This is a genomic window from Cupriavidus sp. HY129 (assembly GCF_059492215.1).
In genome coordinates, this window is record NZ_CP083255.1 from 75,878 (window position 1) to 93,835 (window position 17,958).

16 protein-coding genes are annotated in these 17,958 nt (G+C 65.1%); 11 read left to right on the forward strand and 5 right to left on the reverse strand.

Annotated elements, in window-relative coordinates; translation table 11 throughout:
- Window positions 1-2 precede the first annotated feature (2 nt).
- On the forward strand, window positions 3-1,472 hold the full coding sequence (locus K6G35_RS16810) for an SLC13 family permease (RefSeq protein ID WP_008647186.1): 1,470 nt from the start codon (window positions 3-5) through the stop codon (window positions 1,470-1,472).
- Between the two features lie 42 nt (window positions 1,473-1,514).
- On the opposite strand, the gene K6G35_RS16815 is transcribed toward K6G35_RS16810, so the two are convergent.
- Window positions 1,515-1,817, reverse strand: a complete 303-nt coding sequence (locus K6G35_RS16815; protein ID WP_324608912.1) for a helix-turn-helix domain-containing protein — start codon at window positions 1,815-1,817, stop codon at window positions 1,515-1,517.
- Window positions 1,818-2,065: 248 nt separating this feature from the next.
- Here K6G35_RS16815 and araD point away from each other — a divergent pair, with 248 nt between their 5' ends.
- From araD to K6G35_RS16850, 7 genes are all read left to right on the forward strand, one after another.
- A complete protein-coding gene (araD, locus tag K6G35_RS16820) occupies window positions 2,066-3,805 on the forward strand; it encodes an L-arabinonate dehydratase (RefSeq protein ID WP_035884093.1) in 1,740 nt (579 codons plus the stop codon).
- Window positions 3,806-3,812: 7 nt separating this feature from the next.
- Window positions 3,813-4,532, forward strand: coding sequence for a ribonuclease activity regulator RraA (locus K6G35_RS16825; protein WP_008647180.1), 720 nt, complete (start codon window positions 3,813-3,815; stop codon window positions 4,530-4,532).
- Between the two features lie 79 nt (window positions 4,533-4,611).
- Window positions 4,612-5,580 carry a Bug family tripartite tricarboxylate transporter substrate binding protein gene (locus K6G35_RS16830; protein WP_008647177.1) on the forward strand — a complete coding sequence of 323 codons (969 nt, stop codon included), beginning with the start codon at window positions 4,612-4,614 and terminating at the stop codon, window positions 5,578-5,580.
- A 42-nt stretch (window positions 5,581-5,622) separates the two neighbouring features.
- Window positions 5,623-6,561 (forward strand): 2-hydroxyacid dehydrogenase, encoded by a 939-nt coding sequence (locus tag K6G35_RS16835; protein ID WP_029307084.1) that lies wholly within the window; start codon window positions 5,623-5,625, stop codon window positions 6,559-6,561.
- A 107-nt stretch (window positions 6,562-6,668) separates the two neighbouring features.
- On the forward strand, window positions 6,669-7,523 hold the full coding sequence (locus K6G35_RS16840; protein WP_495676768.1) for an intradiol ring-cleavage dioxygenase: 855 nt from the start codon (window positions 6,669-6,671) through the stop codon (window positions 7,521-7,523).
- 285 nt (window positions 7,524-7,808) lie between these two features.
- Window positions 7,809-9,398 carry an EAL domain-containing protein gene (locus K6G35_RS16845; RefSeq protein WP_495676769.1) on the forward strand — a complete coding sequence of 530 codons (1,590 nt, stop codon included), beginning with the start codon at window positions 7,809-7,811 and terminating at the stop codon, window positions 9,396-9,398.
- A 75-nt stretch (window positions 9,399-9,473) separates the two neighbouring features.
- The gene (locus tag K6G35_RS16850; protein ID WP_008648762.1) at window positions 9,474-10,091 is read left to right on the forward strand and encodes a LysE family translocator; all 618 of its coding nucleotides are present in this window, start codon (window positions 9,474-9,476) and stop codon (window positions 10,089-10,091) included.
- Between the two features lie 54 nt (window positions 10,092-10,145).
- Here K6G35_RS16850 and K6G35_RS16855 read toward each other — a convergent pair whose 3' ends face one another.
- Both K6G35_RS16855 and K6G35_RS16860 read right to left on the reverse strand, forming a co-directional pair.
- The gene (locus K6G35_RS16855; protein WP_495676770.1) at window positions 10,146-11,141 is read right to left on the reverse strand and encodes a Bug family tripartite tricarboxylate transporter substrate binding protein; all 996 of its coding nucleotides are present in this window, start codon (window positions 11,139-11,141) and stop codon (window positions 10,146-10,148) included.
- 100 nt (window positions 11,142-11,241) lie between these two features.
- Window positions 11,242-12,168, reverse strand: a complete 927-nt coding sequence (locus K6G35_RS16860; RefSeq protein ID WP_186426838.1) for a LysR family transcriptional regulator — start codon at window positions 12,166-12,168, stop codon at window positions 11,242-11,244.
- 208 nt (window positions 12,169-12,376) lie between these two features.
- Between K6G35_RS16860 and K6G35_RS16865 the strand changes: the two genes are divergently transcribed.
- Window positions 12,377-12,856, forward strand: a complete 480-nt coding sequence (locus K6G35_RS16865; protein ID WP_495676771.1) for a polyhydroxyalkanoate granule-associated phasin — start codon at window positions 12,377-12,379, stop codon at window positions 12,854-12,856.
- 164 nt (window positions 12,857-13,020) lie between these two features.
- On the forward strand, window positions 13,021-13,362 hold the full coding sequence (locus tag K6G35_RS16870; protein ID WP_035884099.1) for a hypothetical protein: 342 nt from the start codon (window positions 13,021-13,023) through the stop codon (window positions 13,360-13,362).
- 155 nt (window positions 13,363-13,517) lie between these two features.
- Here the strand turns inward: K6G35_RS16870 and K6G35_RS16875 are convergent, their stop codons facing one another.
- Window positions 13,518-14,522, reverse strand: coding sequence for a dienelactone hydrolase family protein (locus K6G35_RS16875; protein ID WP_495676772.1), 1,005 nt, complete (start codon window positions 14,520-14,522; stop codon window positions 13,518-13,520).
- Between the two features lie 286 nt (window positions 14,523-14,808).
- On the opposite strand from K6G35_RS16875, the gene K6G35_RS16880 reads away from it, so the two are divergent.
- On the forward strand, window positions 14,809-16,167 hold the full coding sequence (locus tag K6G35_RS16880) for a serine hydrolase domain-containing protein (RefSeq protein ID WP_035884101.1): 1,359 nt from the start codon (window positions 14,809-14,811) through the stop codon (window positions 16,165-16,167).
- Window positions 16,168-16,444: 277 nt separating this feature from the next.
- On the opposite strand, the gene dbpA is transcribed toward K6G35_RS16880, so the two are convergent.
- The gene (gene dbpA / locus K6G35_RS16885; RefSeq protein WP_035884102.1) at window positions 16,445-17,848 is read right to left on the reverse strand and encodes an ATP-dependent RNA helicase DbpA; all 1,404 of its coding nucleotides are present in this window, start codon (window positions 17,846-17,848) and stop codon (window positions 16,445-16,447) included.
- Between the last annotated feature and the right edge of the window lie 110 nt (window positions 17,849-17,958).

The window sequence follows — 17,958 nt, forward strand, 5'->3', positions numbered from 1 at the left end:
CGATGTCAGCTTCTCCCGGCCATACCGGCCAGCCCGACAACACCGCGCCACGACAGGAAACCCCACCACCCAAACCTGCGCCGCTCGGCGGCCGCCCGGCCGATTCGATCCGCGCCGCATTGCTGATCGCCGCGTGCATCAGCGTGGTATGGATCGCAGGGCAGTGGCTGCAGGCGCCGCCCGCGCTGATCTGGGCCGGCGCGCTGGTGTTGTCGACGGTGTGCTGCTGGGCGGTCGGGGCGCTACCGGAGCCCACCGCCACGCTGCTGTTCTTCCTTGCCGCGGTGGTGTTCCATATCGCCCCGCCAACGGTGGTGTTCTCGGGATTCACGTCCACCGCGTGGTGGCTGATGTTTGGTGGCGCCGTCACCGGCGTGGCGTTGCGCAACACGGGACTGGCGCTGCGGCTGGCCGACATCATCTTCCACAAGCGCGTTGGCACCTATCCGCAGGTGATCACCACGGTGGCGCTCAGCGCGGTGGGCCTGGCCTTCCTGATGCCCTCCACCACGGGCCGCGTGCTGCTGCTGATGCCGATCGTGCTGGCGCTGGCCGACCGCCTTGGCTTCGCGCCCGGCTCCAACGGCCGCATCGGCATGGTGCTGACCGTGGCGGCCGCCAGCTACATGCCGCCCACGTCGATCCTGCCCGCCAATATTCCGAACAGCGTGCTGTTGGGCGCTGCCAGTTCGCTCTATGGCATCAACCTGAGCTACGGCAGCTATCTGCTGCTGCATTTCCCGGTGCTCGGCGTGCTGAAGACCGTGGTGCTGATCTGGGTAATCTGCCGCATGTTCCCGGAAAGCGGGCCGATCGCGCCGCAAGCCGCCAGCGTCCGCACGCAGATGGGGCCGCAGGAGCGTGCGCTGGCCATCATCCTGGCGCTGGCCGTGGCGGGCTTCGCCACGGATGCCTGGCATGGCGTTTCGCCCGCGTGGATCTCGCTGGCAGCGTGCATCATCTGCCTGCTGCCGGGCATCGGGCTGGTATCGCCCAAGGCCATGACCGAGCAGGTCCACCTGGTACCGCTGATCTACGTGGCTGGCTTCCTGGGGCTGGGCGCGGTGGTCGAATCGACGGGCCTGGGCAGCGCGATCAGCGCGGGGCTGCTGCACTGGCTGCCGATGACGCCCGGTCACACTGCGGCGAATGTCGGCACGATTGGCGCGATGGGCGCCGTCATCGGCATGTTGTCCACGCTGCCGGCCCTGCCGGCCGTGCTGACGCCGCTTGCCGCCGATCTGGCGAAGGCCACCGGACTGCCGCTTGAATCCGTGCTGATGCTGCAGGTGCCGGTGTTCTCTACCGTGTTCTTTCCGTACCAGTCACCGCCGATCATGATCGCAATGCAGCTGGGCGGCGTAGGCCTGCGGCACGGCACGCGCCTGTGCCTGACCATGGCGGCCATCACGATCGTGGCGCTGCTGCCGCTGGACTATCTCTGGTGGCGCCTGCTGGGCTACCTGCCCTGAACCACTCAGCCCCCTGACCGCACAACTCACGACCTCACGACCTCACCACTCCAACCGGTCGATCTCCGCGTCGCTCAAGGTGGTGCCCGGCTTGTGGTCCGATTTGTGGTCCGGCTTGTCGTCCGGTTTGTCGTCCAACGCGCGCGGCTCCACGAACAGATCGAAGTCATAGGCAGCCAGCAGCGCCAGTAGTTGCGCCACGCTGATCGTCTCGGGGTTGAGTTCCAGGTGCGAGATGCGGCTCTGGCTGATAGCCAGCCGGGCTGCGGCATCTGCCTGGGAAAGGCCCGCGATCTTCCGCGCGCCCTGAAGCACCTGGCCGAGCTGCTCGCTGCTCGAAATCACGACTCTCGACATCATTGATTACCGAGAAATGAATATCTGAAATCTATCAATTTCGAGATATTCATGACAAATTTTCACGCCCGACACGCCATGAATGTGGCGCATCGGGCGAATTTTCTGTCGCGCAATCCCAACCGCCACATATCTGACTTGCATTGACGCCCGGTTGCGTCGGTGAGTACACTGTGCCAGCCAATAGTCGTATGACAACTGACGACTATGACGAATACCAACGTGGAAGAGACAAGATGACGGCTCATAGAAAGACGCCGGACGCACTCCGCAGCGCGCGCTGGTTCGCGCCTGACGATCTGCGCTCATCCGGGCACCGCTCACGGATCATGCAAATGGGCTACTCGCCCGATGAATGGATGGGCAAGCCGCTCATCGCCATCATCAATACGTGGTCCGACATCAACCCATGCCACGCGCACTTCAAGCAGCGCGTGGAAGACGTCAAGCGCGGCATCCTGCAGGCCGGTGGTTTCCCCGTGGAGCTACCGGCCATTTCTTTGTCCGAGAGCTCGGTCAAGCCGACCACCATGCTCTACCGCAACCTGCTGGCGATCGAGGCCGAGGAACTGATCCGCTCCCACCCGATCGACGGGGCCGTGCTGATGGGTGGCTGCGACAAGACCACGCCGGGCCTGCTGATGGGCGCCACCAGCGCCGGCGTGCCGGCGATCTACGTGCCGGCCGGGCCGATGCTGCGCGGCAACTACAAGGGCACGGTACTCGGCTCCGGTTCCGATGGATGGAAGTACTGGGACGAACGCCGCGCCGGCAACATCAGCAAGGCCGAGTGGATCGGTATCGAGGGCGGCATCGCGCGCAGCCACGGCACGTGCATGACGATGGGCACTGCCAGCACGATGACGGCGATCGCCGAGACCATTGGCATGACGCTGCCGGGTGCGTCGTCGATTCCGGCGGCGGACGCCAATCACATCCGCATGTGCTCCGAATCGGGTCGCCGTATCGTGGAGATGGTCTGGGAAGACCTGACGCCGGCACGCATCCAGACGCACCGCGCGTTCGAGAACGCCATCGCGGTCGCCATGGCCATGGGCTGCTCGACCAACGCGATCATCCACGTCATCAGCATGGCGCGCCGCGCGGGCCATGACATCGGCCTCGACGATTTCGACCGCATGAGCCGCCACGTGCCCGTGATCGCCAACATCCGGCCCAGCGGCGACAAGTACCTGATGGAAGACTTCTTCTACGCGGGCGGGCTGCCCGCACTGATGAGCCGCATCCGGGACAAGCTGCATCTCGACACGCTGACCGTCACCGGCCGCACGCTGGGCGAGAACATCGCCGGGGCCGAGGTCTACAACGACGACGTGATCCGCACGCGCGACAACGCGCTCTACCAGGAAGGCGCGCTGGCCGTCCTGCGCGGCAACATCGCACCGGACGGCTGCGTGATCAAGCCGAGCGCGTGCGAAAAACGGTTCTTCAAACATACCGGTCCGGCGCTCGTGTTCGACGACTACCCCTCGATGAAGGCAGCGGTCGAGAACGAAGACCTCGACGTTACGGCCGATCATGTGCTGATCCTGCGCAACGCGGGGCCGCAGGGCGGACCGGGCATGCCGGAGTGGGGGATGTTGCCGATTCCGAAGAAGCTCGTGAAACAGGGCGTGCGCGACATGCTGCGCATGTCCGACGCACGGATGAGCGGCACGAGCTACGGCGCCTGCATCCTGCACGTGGCGCCGGAAGCGTACATCGGCGGGCCGTTCGCGCTGGTGCAAACCGGCGACCTGATCACGGTCGACATCGACCGGCGCAGCATCCATCTGGAAGTCTCCGACGAAGAACTGGAACGCCGCCGCGCGGCATGGCAACCGCCGCCACCCCGCTACTCGCGCGGCTACGGCTGGATGTTCTCGCGCCATATCCGCCAGGCCAACGACGGCTGCGATTTCGATTTCCTGCAAACCGACTTCGGCGAAGCCGCCGGCGAACCAAGCATCTACTGAACCCGCCATGTCCGAGCTCACCCCTGCCCTGCTCGCCGCGCTGAAAACCGTCAGCACCGCCACGCTGTGCACCGCGCTGTTCAAGCGCGGACTGCGCAACCAGTTCATCCAGGACGTGCGGCCGATCCAGTCCAACCCCGGCACGATGGTCGGCGAAGCGTTCACGCTGCGCTATATCCCGGCGCGCGAGGACCTGAATCCGATCACCGTGTTCCAGGATCCGAACCATCCGCAACGCCAGGCCATCGAGCAATGCCCGCCCGGCGCGGTGCTGGTGATCGACAGCAGGAAAGACGCGCGCGCCGCATCCGCGGGCTCGATCCTGGTGACCCGATTGATGCAACGTGGCGGCGCCGGCATCGTTACCGACGGCGGCTTTCGCGATTCTCCTGAAATCGCCCAGATGGCGATGCCCGCCTATCACCATCGCCCATCTGCTCCGACCAATCTCACGCTCCACCAGGCGCTGGAATTCAACGTGCCGATCGGTTGCGGCGATGTGGCGGTGTTTCCCGGCGACGTGATCGTCGGCGACGCGGAAGGCGTGGTCGTGATCCCGCAGGAAATGGTGGAGGACATCGCCGCCGAGGCGGTGGAGATGACGGCGTTCGAGGACTTCGTGACCGAGGAGGTACGCAAGGGCCGCTCGATCATCGGGCTGTATCCGCCCACCACTGAAAAGGCGCGTGAGGATTTCGCGGTCTGGCGGAAGGAACACGGGCGGTAACGCGTTCGATCTCTCCTCTCCTACGACGTGGGCGAGGGGAGCGCATCACAAACGATAACGATAACGATCGGGAGACCCCATGTTGAAGACAGCCCGCCTTGCCGTGGCGCTTTGCGCCGCCACGCTCTCCGTCACCGCCCCCGCGCAGACAAACTGGCCCACACGCGCCGTGACGATCATCGTGCCGTTCACTCCCGGTGGCGGCACCGACATCGGCACGCGCCTTGTAGCCCAGCGCCTGTCGCAGCTCTGGGGACAACCGGTGGTCGTCGACAACCGCCCCGGCGCGGCCGGCAACGTTGGACTGGAACTCACCGCGCGCGCCAAACCCGATGGCTACACGCTGGTGGCGGGCAACGTCGGCACGCAATCGATCAATCCGTTCCTGTACAAGAAGCTCTCCTACAACCCTGACGGCTTCGTCCCGGTGACGATGATGGCCGAGTTGCCATTTGCGCTCGTGGTCACGCCGGGCCTGCCCGCGAATACGCCGAAGGAACTCGTGGCGCTGGCCAAGGCCAAGCCGGGCAAGCTGACGTTTGCCAGTTCCGGCACCGGCGGCTCGCCGCATCTGTCTGGCGAGATCTTCAAGGCGGCGACCAGCACCGACATGCTCCACGTCCCATACAAGGGCGGCGGTGCGGCGATGACCGACCTGATGGCCGGCAACGTCGACATGTTGTTCGCGTCGATCCTCGAAACTACCGGCCACGTAAAGGCCGGCAAGCTGCGCGCGCTGGCCGTGACCGGCACCGTGCGCTCGCCGTCGATGCCAGATGTGCCGACGCTGGCCGAAGCCGGCATCCAGAACGCGGAGTCGGGCTCATGGGTGGGACTGCTGGCGCCGGCCGGCACGCCGAAGGAGATCGTCGACAAGATCGCCGCCAGCGTGAAGCAGGTGGTGGTCATGCCCGACGTGAAGAAGCAACTGATCGAGCAAGGCGCGATTCCAGTGGGCAATACGCCGCAGCAGTTCGCCGCCATCATCGCCCAGGACCGAAAGCGTTATGCAAAGATCATCGCCGATAATCATCTGAGCGCGGACTGACCCGCACCCAGCCAAAACACCGATAACAAGGACTCTTCTCGCATGAAACCCCGCCTCCTTCAGCATGGCCGACTCCCGGAAAAGACCGAAGCCCAGCTTGCCGAGCAGTTCGATGTCCATCCGTTCTGGGCCGAGACCGATCCCGCCGGCTATCTGGCAAAACACGGTGGCGAGTTCGTGGCGATGACCACGCGCGCCGCGATTGGCGTCGATGCCGCAATGCTGGCCGCGCTGCCGAACCTGCGCGTGATCTCGAGCTTTGGCGTGGGCACCGACAAGCTTGATCTGGAGACGGCCCGCGCGCGCGGCATCGCGGTCGGCTACACGCCGGACGTGCTCAACGACTGCGTGGCGGACACCGCGTTCGCGCTGCTGATGGACGCCGCGCGACAGGTCAGCGCCGCGGACCGCTTCGTGCGGCGCGGCGAATGGCCCAAGGGCCCGTATCCGCTGACCACGCGCGTCAGCGGCAAGCGCCTGGGCATCGTCGGTATGGGCCGCATCGGACGGGTCATCGCCAGGCGTTCGATCGGATTCGACATGGAGGTGCGCTACTTCGGCCGCAAGCCGCAGGACGGCGTGGACTACGGATTCGAGCCGTCGCTCGAAGCGCTGGCGAGCTGGGCTGACTTCCTGGTGGTGGCAACCTCGGGTGGCCCGTCCACGCGGCACCTGATCTCGGCCAGCGTGCTGGAGGCACTCGGGCCGCAGGGCTATCTGATCAACATCGCACGCGGCACGGTGGTGGACGAAGCCGCGCTCGTCAGCGCGCTGACCGACAAGCGCATCGCGGGCGCGGGACTCGACGTGTTCGAGCGCGAGCCGCACGTGCCCGAAGCATTGTTCGCGCTCGACAACGTGGTGCTGCTGCCGCACGTGGCCAGCGGCACGCACGAGACCCGTGCCGCCATGGCCGATCTGGTGTTCGACAACCTCCAGAGCTTCTTCGCCACCGGCGCGGTGCTGAAATCCGCCGTCTGACGTCGTCGCCCGAAGTGTAGCCGGGTCGACACCAGGCAGAAATACTGCGCGCCCCGGCCCGGACTACACTGGCATCCCACATCTTCATCGCCCTAACGGAACGTGTGATGCCCGAAGACTCTCGGCCCCGGCCCTCGGGGCGCCGCCGTCATCTGCTGGCCATGGGACTTGGCGGCGCCGGCCTGATGGCCGCATCGCGCATGGCCACGGCGCAAACGCCTGCCGCGCTTCTGCCCCTCACCGCGCAGACCACCGAGGGGCCGTTCTACTTCGATGCCGGCAAGGTCCGCCAGGACATCACCGAAGGCCAGCCCGGCGTGCCGGTGGAGGTCCGCTTCACGGTGGTCGACATGCACGGCCGGCCGCTCGCGGGCAGGCGCGTCGACCTCTGGCACTGCAATGCCTCGGGGGTCTATTCCGGCTATGCGGGCCAGGTGGATGACCACGGCCAGCGCGTGTCCATGCGGAACCGCACATTCCTGCGCGGAAGCCAGCCGGTGGGCGCCGACGGCGTGGCAGTGTTCCGCACCATCTACCCGGGCTGGTACGCCGGGCGCGCCACGCATCTGCATATGAAGGTATTCGACGGCAGCCGTACTTTGCTGACTACGCAGTGTTTCCTGCCCGATGCGCTCAGCGAGTATCTCTATACGCAACTGCCGACATACCGCCGCAACGGCGTGCGCGATATCCTCAACCGCAACGACGGTATCGCGCTGATGGCCGGTGATACCGTGCTGGGCGCCGTGCGCGAAGCCCGCGACCGCTACGTGATCACGCTCACGCTGGTGGTCGATCCCGCCGCCACGGCGCCACGCGAGCCAGGCCATCCGCCGGGGCCACCGCCCGGCCTTCCACCGGGCGCACCTGGCGCACCCGGCGGTTTCGGCGAACCCACGGCGCCTGCCGAAGGCATTGCCCGCGTCGAGGCGATCGTTCCCGGCCAGCGTCTCCAGAAGTAGCATCCCGCCCCACCACCCCGGTTCCGTCTCACCCGCATGACGGATATACCGGGTGCAGTCAAATCCCCTACGCTGTACGGATTGCCGCCGCCAAACCCGTGGTAGCGGCGTCCGGGGCGCTTGCCGCCGCCGAAAAAGTATCAGACATGATCGGCAATTGTTCGCTATGCTCCCCACAACGGCAGTGATTTCCCTGTTGCAGCTCACCTCCGCTCAGTACTAGTTGGTCAATGGATGGCGCCCGCCGAAGGCGCCGCGTGCAGCGTAGTCTCGTGAGGGCCCCCGATGCAGCGAAGCTGGTTCCTGGTGGTGACGATCGCGCTGACGACGTTGGCCACGCTGTTTCCCGTGGGAATCGGTGTGTTCATGGCGCAGCTCGAGGCGAACCGGCGCGAGGCGGACCAACTGAGCGTATTTGCCGATGCCGCGACCCGGCGGGCCGAACTGGTCATGACGCAGGCAATCAGTGCGCTGCAGGATATGGAGATGCTGCGGGACGAGCCATGCACACCCGCCAACCTGGTCCAGCTTCGCCGCATCACCTACACCTATTCCTATATTCAGGACGCCGGCATCTATCGCGCCGGCAAACGGCTTTGCTCGGCGCTGCTTGGCCCCATCGAGCCTGGACAGTTCCCCCTGCCGCCGCCCGACTGGCGCACGCCTGACGGGCTCGACTACTGGTTCGACCAGCCCGTCCCGTTCAACACCCAGCGACACGTGGTGCTGATCGGCCGCAACGGCAACAACGTCGGGCTCGACTCGCAGGTCTTCGTCGATGTCGTCGATCGCGAATCGCGGATGCTGGCCGTGGTGCAGACCGATGCCGGCCGTATCTTCGCGGCAACGCAGGGCGCGAACCTGACGCGGCTGCAGCAGGCCTACTCGGAACACTCATATGGGTCAGGCGCCGACGCCACGCAGGAAGACGACGCCTCGATCGTCCTGCGTAAATCACGCAACATGCCGCTGGCAGTAGTAGTGCTTGCCCCGCGCGCGGCGTTGCTGGCCAACTGGAAGTCGCTGCTGATCGGCGGGCTCGTAGTCGGACTGTCCGCCGGCGTGCCGCTCGGCATCCTGGTCTGGCGACGCGCCACGCGGCGCTTCAGCCTGGAAGGCGAACTGCGCAGCGCCGTGCGCCGCCACGAGATGGTGGTGCATTACCAGCCGATCGCCTCGCTGTCGGACAACCACTGGGTGGGCGTGGAGGCGCTGGTCCGCTGGCGCCGCAACGGCAGGCTCGTGCGGCCCAACCTGTTCATTCCGATGGCGGAGAACGCGGGACTGATCCAGCAGATCACCGACCAGGTGCTGGACATTATCCTGTCGGAACTCGGCACGCTGCTGCGCCGGTTCCCGTCGTTCTACGTGTCGATCAACGTCGGCGTGGAAGACCTCAAGAGCCGGCGCTTTCTGAGCGTGCTCAATGCGCGACTGCGCGGCTCAGGCATCGCGCCCCAGCAGATCCGCATCGAGGCCACCGAGCGCGGCTTCCTGGAGCCCGACGTGGCCCGCGACACGATCCAGGCGTTTCGCGATGCCGGACACCCGGTCTATATCGACGACTTCGGCACCGGCTATTCGAGCCTGTCTTACCTGCAGAGCTTCAAGGTCGATGCGCTCAAGATCGACAAGTCGTTCGTCGACACGATCGGTCAGGAGGCCGCGTCGAGTACCGTGGCGCCGCACATCATCGCGATGGCGCAGTCGCTCGGCCTGCAGGTCATCGCTGAGGGCATCGAGGACAAGATGCAGGCCGACTTCCTGCGCGAGCAGGGCGTCGACTACGGCCAGGGCTGGCTGTTCGGGCGGCCCATGCCCGCTGTGGAACTGGCGCAACTGATGACGCGGGCCACGCCGCAAGCCGTGGCCTGACGGCTAGAATCGACCCACCTCACCGGTGATACGCCGCCGAATCGTTTCCCAACGTATTGACCCCGGAGCCGCCGCATGTCGCTACCCGCCCTGTTCCTGACCGCTGCCGGCGTGGGCCTGGCCGTGGCCGCCCCCGTTGGCCCGATGGGAATGCTGTGCATCCGGCGGACGCTGACCGACGGGCCCCGCGCCGGGCTGGCCATCGGCTTCGGCATTGCCTGCGGCGATGCGATCTACGGACTGGTGGCGGCGCTGGGGCTGGTAGGCGTCTCGCAATTCATGCTGGCCTACGACAAGCCACTGCATCTGGCCGCCGGGCTGTTCCTGGTCTATCTGGGGCTGCGCACGTTCCTGCAGAAGCCGACCGACCAGGCGGCTACGCTGAACAGCAACGGGTACGGCGTGCGGGCCTTTGGCAGCGCACTGCTTCTGACACTGACCAACCCGCAGACGATCATCATGTTCGCCGCGTTGTTCGCCACACTGGCGCCGCGTGGCGCGTTCTCGACCCCGATCGCGATGACAACGGTGCTCGGCGTGTTCTGCGGCTCGATCCTGTGGTGGTGCGTGCTGGTGACAATCGTCAGTGGCGCCCGTCATGCGCTGGGGATGCGCGTGCGCCAATGGATTGATCGCGCGGCCGGCGTGGCGCTGGCCGCGTTCGGTGTGTCGGAAATCCGGCGCGCGCTGTAGCCCTATACCCCCGGCGGCACCGGGGATATGACCACCCCGATGCCGTACCGCTGATTACTCGGCCTTCGCGCCCGAATCCTTCGCCACCTTGGTCCACTTGGTGGTTTCGGTCTTGATGAAGGCGGCAAGCTGCGGCGGCGTCATGTCGCCAGCCGTCACGCCCTGATCGTCGAAGCGCTTCTGCACGTCCGACTGCTTCAGCACCTTGGCAAGTTCCGCGCTCATGCGCTGGCGAATCGGCTCCGGAGTGCCGCGCGGCGCCATCAGCGCATACCACGTGGTCACCTCGTAGCCGGGCACGCCGCTTTCCGCCACCGTCGGCACACCAGGATAGGCGGGCGAACGTTTGGCCGACGTGACGGCCAGCGCCCTGACCTTGCCGCTCTTCACGTGCGGATTTGCCGACGGGCTGGTCTCGATCGCCATCTGGATCTGGCCCGCGATCAGGTCGGTCATCATCGGCGCGCCGCCCTTGTAGGGCACGTGTGAGATATCGGTGCCCGTAGCCGAGCGGAACAGCTCGCCGGACAAGTGCTCGGTGCTGCCGATGCCCGCCGAACCGTAGTTCACCTTGCCCGGATTGGCCTTGATGTAGGCGATCAGTTCCTGCACGTTCTTGGCGGGAATCGACGTGTTCACCAGCACGACGTTGGGCGTCAGCGCCACCATGCCGATCGGTTCCAGATCCTTCTGGAAATCGTACGGCAGCGTCTTGTAGATGCCGGGGGCCATGGTGTGGGCCACGGTCGCCAGCAGGAACGTGTAGCCGTCCGGATTCGCACGCGCTACCAGCGCGCCGCCGATGGTGCCACCCGCGCCGGGACGGTTGTCGACCACCACGGGCTGGCCAAGCGCCTCGCCCAGCCGTTGTCCGACTGCGCGGCCGATGATGTCCGTGGTGCCGCCCGACGCGAACGGCACAACGAGCGTGATCGGCTTCGACGGCCAGTGGTCGGCGGCAAATGCGGAGCCGGTCGGGACGGCAGCCATGGCAATGGCCGCCCCCGCCAGCATCCTGAGCGCCGTGCGGCGCGCCATGCATGGGGTCATGCGAGTCTCCTCGGGGAACTATGGAATTCTGAAATGCCTGATCCCTGAGACTTTACGAAGGTGGCGAAGCCTGCACCAGCCCCGTGCCGGCGGGAGGTGTTCAGGATTTGTGAAGGGTGGCACCGGGCCAGCGTTCGGCCGTGACCAGTTGGCGGGCCACCGATTCGAGCACGCCTCGCGCTGCCAGGCCGGCCGGCGACAGCTCGTCGTCCGACAGGCTGACCAGCAGGTTCGGACGCCTGACGCTGGCATCGGCGATCTCGATCAGCGCCAGCGGGTCGCCCAGATGGCGCGCCACGGCGGCGCCAGGCTGAATCGTCGCGCCAATGCCGGCACGCACGGCGTCCATCAGGACGGCCAGCCCGTCGATTTCGACCACCACGTTCAGCGCACGCTGGTGACGGGCCGCGGCCGCGTTCAGCACGGCGCGCAGGCCGTGCGCGCTGCTGGGCAGAATCAGCGGGATGTCGCCGATGTCCTCGAGCCGCACCGCATTCGCCGCTGGCAACCCAGGCTGATCGGGGCGCGCGATCAGGAAAAGCCGCTCTTCGAGCAATGGCGTGGTGCTCCAGCGCTGACCCGCTTCGAGCTGGAACAGCACGGCCAGGTCGAGCTGGCGTGCGCCAATCATCGAAGCCAGGTTGCCTGACAGGCTTTCGACCAGATGAAGACGGATATCGGGATAACGCTCGCGCATCGCGACCATGAACGGCGGCCCCAGCACCGCCAGCGTGCTCGGTGCCATGCCCACGCTGACGTGGCCCGACAGCCGCGCCGTCCGCGCCGCGCGCGCAGCATCGTCCGCGTGGCGCAGCGCCAGTTGCGCCTGACGCCAGAAGGCCAGGCCCGCGTCGGTCGGCACCACGCCGCTCGACGTGCGCTGCAGCAGCCGCGTGGATAGCTCGCTCTCGAGGCGACTGATCTGCTGGCTCAACGCGGACGTGACGACGCCAAGCCGCTGGGCCGCCTGTCCCATGCTGCCAAGCTCCACCACATGCACGAAGTAGCGCAACTGCCGCAGTTCCATTTCCTCTCCTGTCACAAGCCCCCGGTATTGTGCCTTGTACGCGGGTTGACCGGGTGGGCACGATGGTCGAGCATGTCGACATCGTCCTCGCCGTGCAGCGCGGTGACGCTACCGTCATCGCACATGCACCGTCATCTGGCGGATGGCAGGCACAGTCCTCGCTTGCCACGCTATTGATCACCACGTGTACCCAAACGGAGCTTCCACCATGCAAAGCACCCCACCGGCTGCCGCAACGTTGTGGCCGATGCCGACATTCTCGTTCCAGGCCTTGACGTCATTCGATCACACCGCAATGGAGGGCTGGCACAAGTTCATGGGCCTCAATGCCGACTTCACACGTTCGATGTTCGAGGAAGTCCAGTTCGACTGGGCATCGTGCTTCGTGCCGCAGGACCCCGAGGACTTTTACGTGCGCGAATGGTCGTGCCAGATCCCGTTCCTGTCGATCCCGCTGCGCTACGCCACGGCCATGATCGAACTGACGGCCTCCACGCAGCGCGCATGGGTGGATGCCTGGGGTCACATGTTCGGACTGCCGGTGCTGCCAACACCGTTGTCACTGATGCCAGCGGCCCTCACCGATATGCCTGCCACAGCACCGAAGGGCGAGGTGGAAGACGTTCCTGCATCGTCCATCCGCGAGACGCCACATCCTCGCAAAGGTAAGGCCGCGTCATCGACGTAACCAACGGTTGCAGATTCGTTCTGGCGACATCACGCGGAGATCGTCGTTCTTCGTTGTAACGACTATGCTGCAAGGGACTGACCTCCGCGTCATGCCGCCTGCCCGATGGCATTCTGGGCGCACCCGGCCAGGCAAGTGATTCGCGCCCATCTCGCGAGGCGACTATGCGCAAGATCCTCCTCACCAGCCTGATTGTTGCCACGGCGGCCGTGGTGGCCGCGCCGATGGCACATGCCCAGGACAAGAAGCAGTTCGACCCCTACACGCAAGGCGCGAAGTCGGACCAGTACAACCCGTACACCGACGGCGCCAGGGCCGGCGACAAGTTCGATCCCTACACCCAGGGCGCGAACACGTCGGCGCAATCCAATCTGGTGCCGGACCAGAAGGCCGACCCGTACACCGAGGGCGCGAAGGCGGGCAAGTATGACCCGTACACCGACGGCGCGCGCACCGGCAAGTTCGACCCCTTCGTGGACGGCGCCAAGTCCGACTCCGACAAGTAGCCCTCAACCCTCATTTGACGCAATGAACTCGCCCGGTGCGGCCGAAAGGCCGCACCGGGCGTTCTGCCTCAGGTGACGGGCCGACGACAGCCGCACCACTTCAGCGCGTCCGCGCCGTCTGTCCAACCGCACCTCCGTGGCAACTGCCACAACGATCATGGACGCGTTGCCGTTGCGACGACACCAGGTTTAAGCACCGCGATCACCAATTCGTGAAGCACCTGCCTTGCCGCCCTTGCTGCCTGCTCGTCATAGGCGATAGTCACGCCCCGTTCGACACACGGGTCATCGTAGGTAAAAGGCTTGCTGGTTTGTGCGTTGACCAGCAACCCATTCTCCAACTCCACCGTGCTGCAATGCCGCGTTGTTTGCGCGCGCGGAAGCTGCACGGCCGACGCGAGCGCCCGCGAATCAAAGGCGTGATTGGCCTTTGGATACTCGATCAACATCGCATCGTTACCCTTCGCCTTTAGCCGATCGACATATGCGCGGCACGGGCCAACCGGGTCGTAGTTATCCGCGCTGCCCTGGAGAATTCTTAACGGCTTTGCCACAAGGTCATCGTCGTCGCGATACGTATAGGAGCAGTCGGGATAAAAGGCGACGTAGGCCGCGAACTCGGTGCCGGGTGATGCGTGCAATCGGTGAAACCGTTTCAGGCTTGCATAGAGCGCATTCTGCCCGCCTCGCGAAAACCCCACGAGCATGATTCTCGTCGGGTCGATACGCGGATGTCTCGAAAGAATCGCGAGCGCGCGAAAGGCGTCTTCCATTTGCGCCAGGCGAGGTAGCTGAGCCTGGTCGTTGATCGTGCTGGTGATGCCACGAGCAGAAAAGCTGTCCAGGACAAACGTCGCGACGCCCATCCCCAGAAGATCCTGCTCCCAGTCGGTCACTGAACTACCGATACCGCCTGAGCCATGCAGCAGAATCACCAGTGGGAGCCGGTCCGCCCCGGCCTTGGGGAGCCGAAGTTCGCCCGCAATCGTTGCAGGTCGACCGCCCTCGACACCGGCCAGAAATTCCTGGTCCGACATCGTGACAGTCGGTACAGGAATGACCTCGGTCCGAGCGACTTGCGCCAGTCCGCCGGGTGACAGACACCCGAGTGTGAAGAGCAAGCAGAATTGGGCAGCCAGATAGGAAATTGCGGATTTCATGGCACCCCCTTCTTTTGCGTTCTTGTGCCTTCTTGTGTTTTCTTGTGCCTTACTGTGAGCACCCATTCACACGCGGAGTATTGCCCCCCAGATAGTCTAGGTAGCACGATGTCCATCTGCTAAACGATTCTTCCAGCCTGGCAAGCGGGGCATTTCCTGAAACGAAATGACGCTTGAATCCGGACCGCAGGGGATTCCCATCAGTTATGACTCGATGCCCCTCGGTTTCTTGTGAGACAGAATCCTCGCTTTCATACTCCGAAGCACGCTTTGCAAAGGAGAAAGAATGGACACCGTGCCTCGCCACCGCATTCATTGGCAGCGTAAGTGCAGGGCAATCGCCACGATAGCGCTGCTCGCCGTGACGGGCGGGGTCGCGGCACAGTCGCTGGGCCGCGACCAGAGCAACGACCGGAAGGACGTCGGTGTCATGGAGGGCTTTCCGCCGTCTCCAGCCATGCGTGTGACCAAGACCAACGCATTCCAGCCACCATATATGCGCTGGGCCTTCCGTCATGCGCGCGAGACCTCGCCGACGGCGGGAGTTCGGCACGCTTCAACGCCAATGACGCTGTCGGAGCGGCCGGCAGCAGGTCTCGATAACCTGCAATTCAATGTGGAAGGACAGGCAGTCAAATTGTCCGATTACCTTCGGGACACCCACACCGATGGCTTCATCGTGCTGCACAAGGGGCAGATTGTCTTCGAACGGTATCTGGATGGCTTCGGACCCGCTCAGCCGCACATCTGGGCGTCGATGACCAAATCGCTCACGGGCCTGATGGCGGCCATGCTGATTGTCGATGGCAAGTTTGACCCCGAAGCAAGGCTGGCCACCTATGTGCCCGAGTTGGCGGGCAATCCATTCGGCGACGCCACGCTCGCGCAGAACCTCGACATGGAAGTGCCCGTCGCGTATTCGCCAGAGCTTCCGCCCGATCTGGGGTTGTTCGGCGCGGTCGGAATCATCCCGCGCCGCGCGGGTGCGCCGGACAATATCTACGATTTCCTCAAGACCGTCTCCACCGACAAGGGGGCCGTCACTGGAGACTACTGGTTCTACCAGAACGGATCGCCGGAAGCTGTTGCATGGGCGATGCGCCGAATCTCTGGCAAATCGTGGGCGGAACTGGCGCAGGAAACGGTCTGGTCGAAGCTGGCCCAGGACGACGCTTATATTCAGGTCGACTCACTCGGAACAGAAATGGCAAGCGGTGGCCTGAGCACGACCTTGCGCGATGCGGCCCGTTTTGCCGACGCAGTCCGGCGCGCGCAGGCCGGGGATGCCGACGCGGGCATTCCCGTTCAGGCTGTCCGTGCCGCATTGCGCCCGCGCGGAAACCAGGCCGGGTTCGCCAAGGGCCGCCTCGCGGCTGGCCGGCCGGGTTACGCATATGGTGACTACTGGTATCAGGTGAACGACGGCGATGGCTCCGTGGAGGCGAGCGGCCGGTTCGGGCAGAAGATCTACATCAATCCGAAAAAGGAACTGAGCGTAGTGAAATTCTCTTCGAGTCCTGATTCAGCGCCTCGCGGCGCTTCGGCAGAAGCGGGCAAAGCCGTGGCGGCACGCAATGGATCGCTGGAATCATCGGCAGCTTTTATCGCCGCAATCCGGGCCGTCTACGGGGCCATACCGCACTAAGAGGCGCTATCAAAAAGAAGCGAAGCGGTTCTGGCTAGGCGCGCGGCCGCAGACAGTACAAGTAGTACGGCAAGGCCGCGCAACGACGCCAGAATCATTTTGATCGTGCCTCTAAGCCCACCGGATCACGGGGTCAGGTGCAGCAAGACCGGCCCTCGAACCCCGGCGTGGCGACCTTGTGGTGACGGTAGCGCCGGCGACCTGGCGTTTGCGATCGGATCAGTCGCACCTATCCTGATCACCGCTGCGCCAGGCTCGCTGGGATGGCTCAGCCGAGTTACCGCTGATCGGTCGTCAGCATTCGCACTCTCACCTTGCGGCCCTTCACCTTGCCTTCGTTCAGCCGCTTCACCGCCTCGCGTCCGATGGCGCGGTCCACGGCGATATAGGTCGACATCTCCATCACGCTGATCTTGCCGATCTGCTCCTTTGTGAAGCCGGCCTCTCCGGTCAGCGCGCCGAGGATGTCGCCGGGCCGGATCTTCTCCTTGCGCCCGCCCAGCATCTGCAGCGTGACCATTGGTGGCAGCAGGCGCCCGCCGCCTGACGGCGTCAGTTCTTCAAGCGCGTGCCATTCGAACTCGCCGCCCTGGTGCTGCTCGATGTTGCCGACGCGACCCATTTCATCCAGGCTGACGAGGCTGAAGGCCGAGCCTGCCTCGCCAGCGCGCCCGGTACGGCCGACGCGGTGGACATGGACCTCGGGGTCGGGTGTCACGTCCACGTTGATCACGGCTTCCAGCTGCGCGATGTCGAGCCCGCGCGCGGCCACGTCGGTGGCGACCAGCACCGAGCAGCTCCGGTTGGCAAACTGCACCAGCACCTGGTCGCGATCGCGCTGTTCGAGGTCACCGTGCAGTTCAAGCGCGGCATAGCCCTGCGCGCGCAGCAGGTCGGCCAGATCGCGGCAGCGCGCCTTCGTATTGCAAAAGGCGAGAGTGGTAGCCGGGCGGAAATGGTCGAGCAATCGTCCGACGGCGTTGAGACGATCGCCCTCCTCCACCTCGTAGAAGCGTTGGGTGATGGTGGCCGCGTCGTGCGCCTCCTCCACCTTCACCGTCTTCGGTTGGCGCAGGAAGCGATGGGCGAGCTTGTCGATGGCGGCCGGATAGGTGGCCGAGAACAGCAGCGTCTGCCGGTCCTTCGGTGCGTGGCTGGCGATAAATGCGATGTCGTCGTGAAAGCCCATATCGAGCATGCGATCAGCTTCATCGAGCACCAGCGTGTTGATCGCATCGATATTCAGGCTTCCGCGATCGAGGTGATCGATGATGCGGCCCGGCGTGCCTACGACAACGTGCGCGCCGTGAGCAAGGCTCTCCACCTGCGGCCGGATCGGCGAGCCGCCGCTGAGCGTCAGCACCTTGACGTTGTCTTCGGCGCGGGCGAGACGACGGATCTCCTGTGTGACCTGATCGGCCAGTTCACGCGTGGGACAGAGCACCAGCGCCTGTACGTCGAGCGGACGCGGATCGAGACGATGCAGCAGGGCGAGCCCGAACGCCGCAGTCTTGCCGCTGCCGGTGCGGGCCTGGGCGATGAGGTCGTGACCAGCCAGCGCGAGCGGCAGGCTGGCGGCCTGGATCGGCGTCATGGCGTCGTAGCCAAGCTGGACGAGGGTAGCCTGCATGGCCGCGGACAGCGGCAGCGTGGCGAATGAGGTAGGGGCTGAAGAAGTCATGCCGGATTATAGATGCGCGGCCGCGTCTTGCACGCCTTCCCTGCTCAGCGGCCTGACGGCATGACGCAATCGGCACATGCCAGACCATCGCCGCGACCGGCACGCTCAAC

Bases quoted from the DNA above. Each gene is read 5' to 3' on its own strand.
- K6G35_RS16810 (WP_008647186.1), top strand. From the start codon at position 3: ATGTCAGCTTCTCCCGGCCATACCGGCCAGCCCGACAACACCGCGCCA.
- araD (WP_035884093.1), top strand. From the start codon at position 2,066: ATGACGGCTCATAGAAAGACGCCGGACGCACTCCGCAGCGCGCGCTGG.
- K6G35_RS16825 (WP_008647180.1), top strand. From the start codon at position 3,813: ATGTCCGAGCTCACCCCTGCCCTGCTCGCCGCGCTGAAAACCGTCAGC.
- K6G35_RS16830 (WP_008647177.1), top strand. From the start codon at position 4,612: ATGTTGAAGACAGCCCGCCTTGCCGTGGCGCTTTGCGCCGCCACGCTC.
- K6G35_RS16835 (WP_029307084.1), top strand. From the start codon at position 5,623: ATGAAACCCCGCCTCCTTCAGCATGGCCGACTCCCGGAAAAGACCGAA.
- K6G35_RS16840 (WP_495676768.1), top strand. From the start codon at position 6,669: ATGCCCGAAGACTCTCGGCCCCGGCCCTCGGGGCGCCGCCGTCATCTG.
- K6G35_RS16845 (WP_495676769.1), top strand. From the start codon at position 7,809: ATGCAGCGAAGCTGGTTCCTGGTGGTGACGATCGCGCTGACGACGTTG.
- K6G35_RS16850 (WP_008648762.1), top strand. From the start codon at position 9,474: ATGTCGCTACCCGCCCTGTTCCTGACCGCTGCCGGCGTGGGCCTGGCC.
- K6G35_RS16855 (WP_495676770.1), bottom strand. From the start codon at position 11,141: ATGACCCCATGCATGGCGCGCCGCACGGCGCTCAGGATGCTGGCGGGG.
- K6G35_RS16860 (WP_186426838.1), bottom strand. From the start codon at position 12,168: ATGGAACTGCGGCAGTTGCGCTACTTCGTGCATGTGGTGGAGCTTGGC.
- K6G35_RS16865 (WP_495676771.1), top strand. From the start codon at position 12,377: ATGCAAAGCACCCCACCGGCTGCCGCAACGTTGTGGCCGATGCCGACA.
- K6G35_RS16870 (WP_035884099.1), top strand. From the start codon at position 13,021: ATGCGCAAGATCCTCCTCACCAGCCTGATTGTTGCCACGGCGGCCGTG.
- K6G35_RS16875 (WP_495676772.1), bottom strand. From the start codon at position 14,522: ATGAAATCCGCAATTTCCTATCTGGCTGCCCAATTCTGCTTGCTCTTC.
- K6G35_RS16880 (WP_035884101.1), top strand. From the start codon at position 14,809: ATGGACACCGTGCCTCGCCACCGCATTCATTGGCAGCGTAAGTGCAGG.
- dbpA (WP_035884102.1), bottom strand. From the start codon at position 17,848: ATGACTTCTTCAGCCCCTACCTCATTCGCCACGCTGCCGCTGTCCGCG.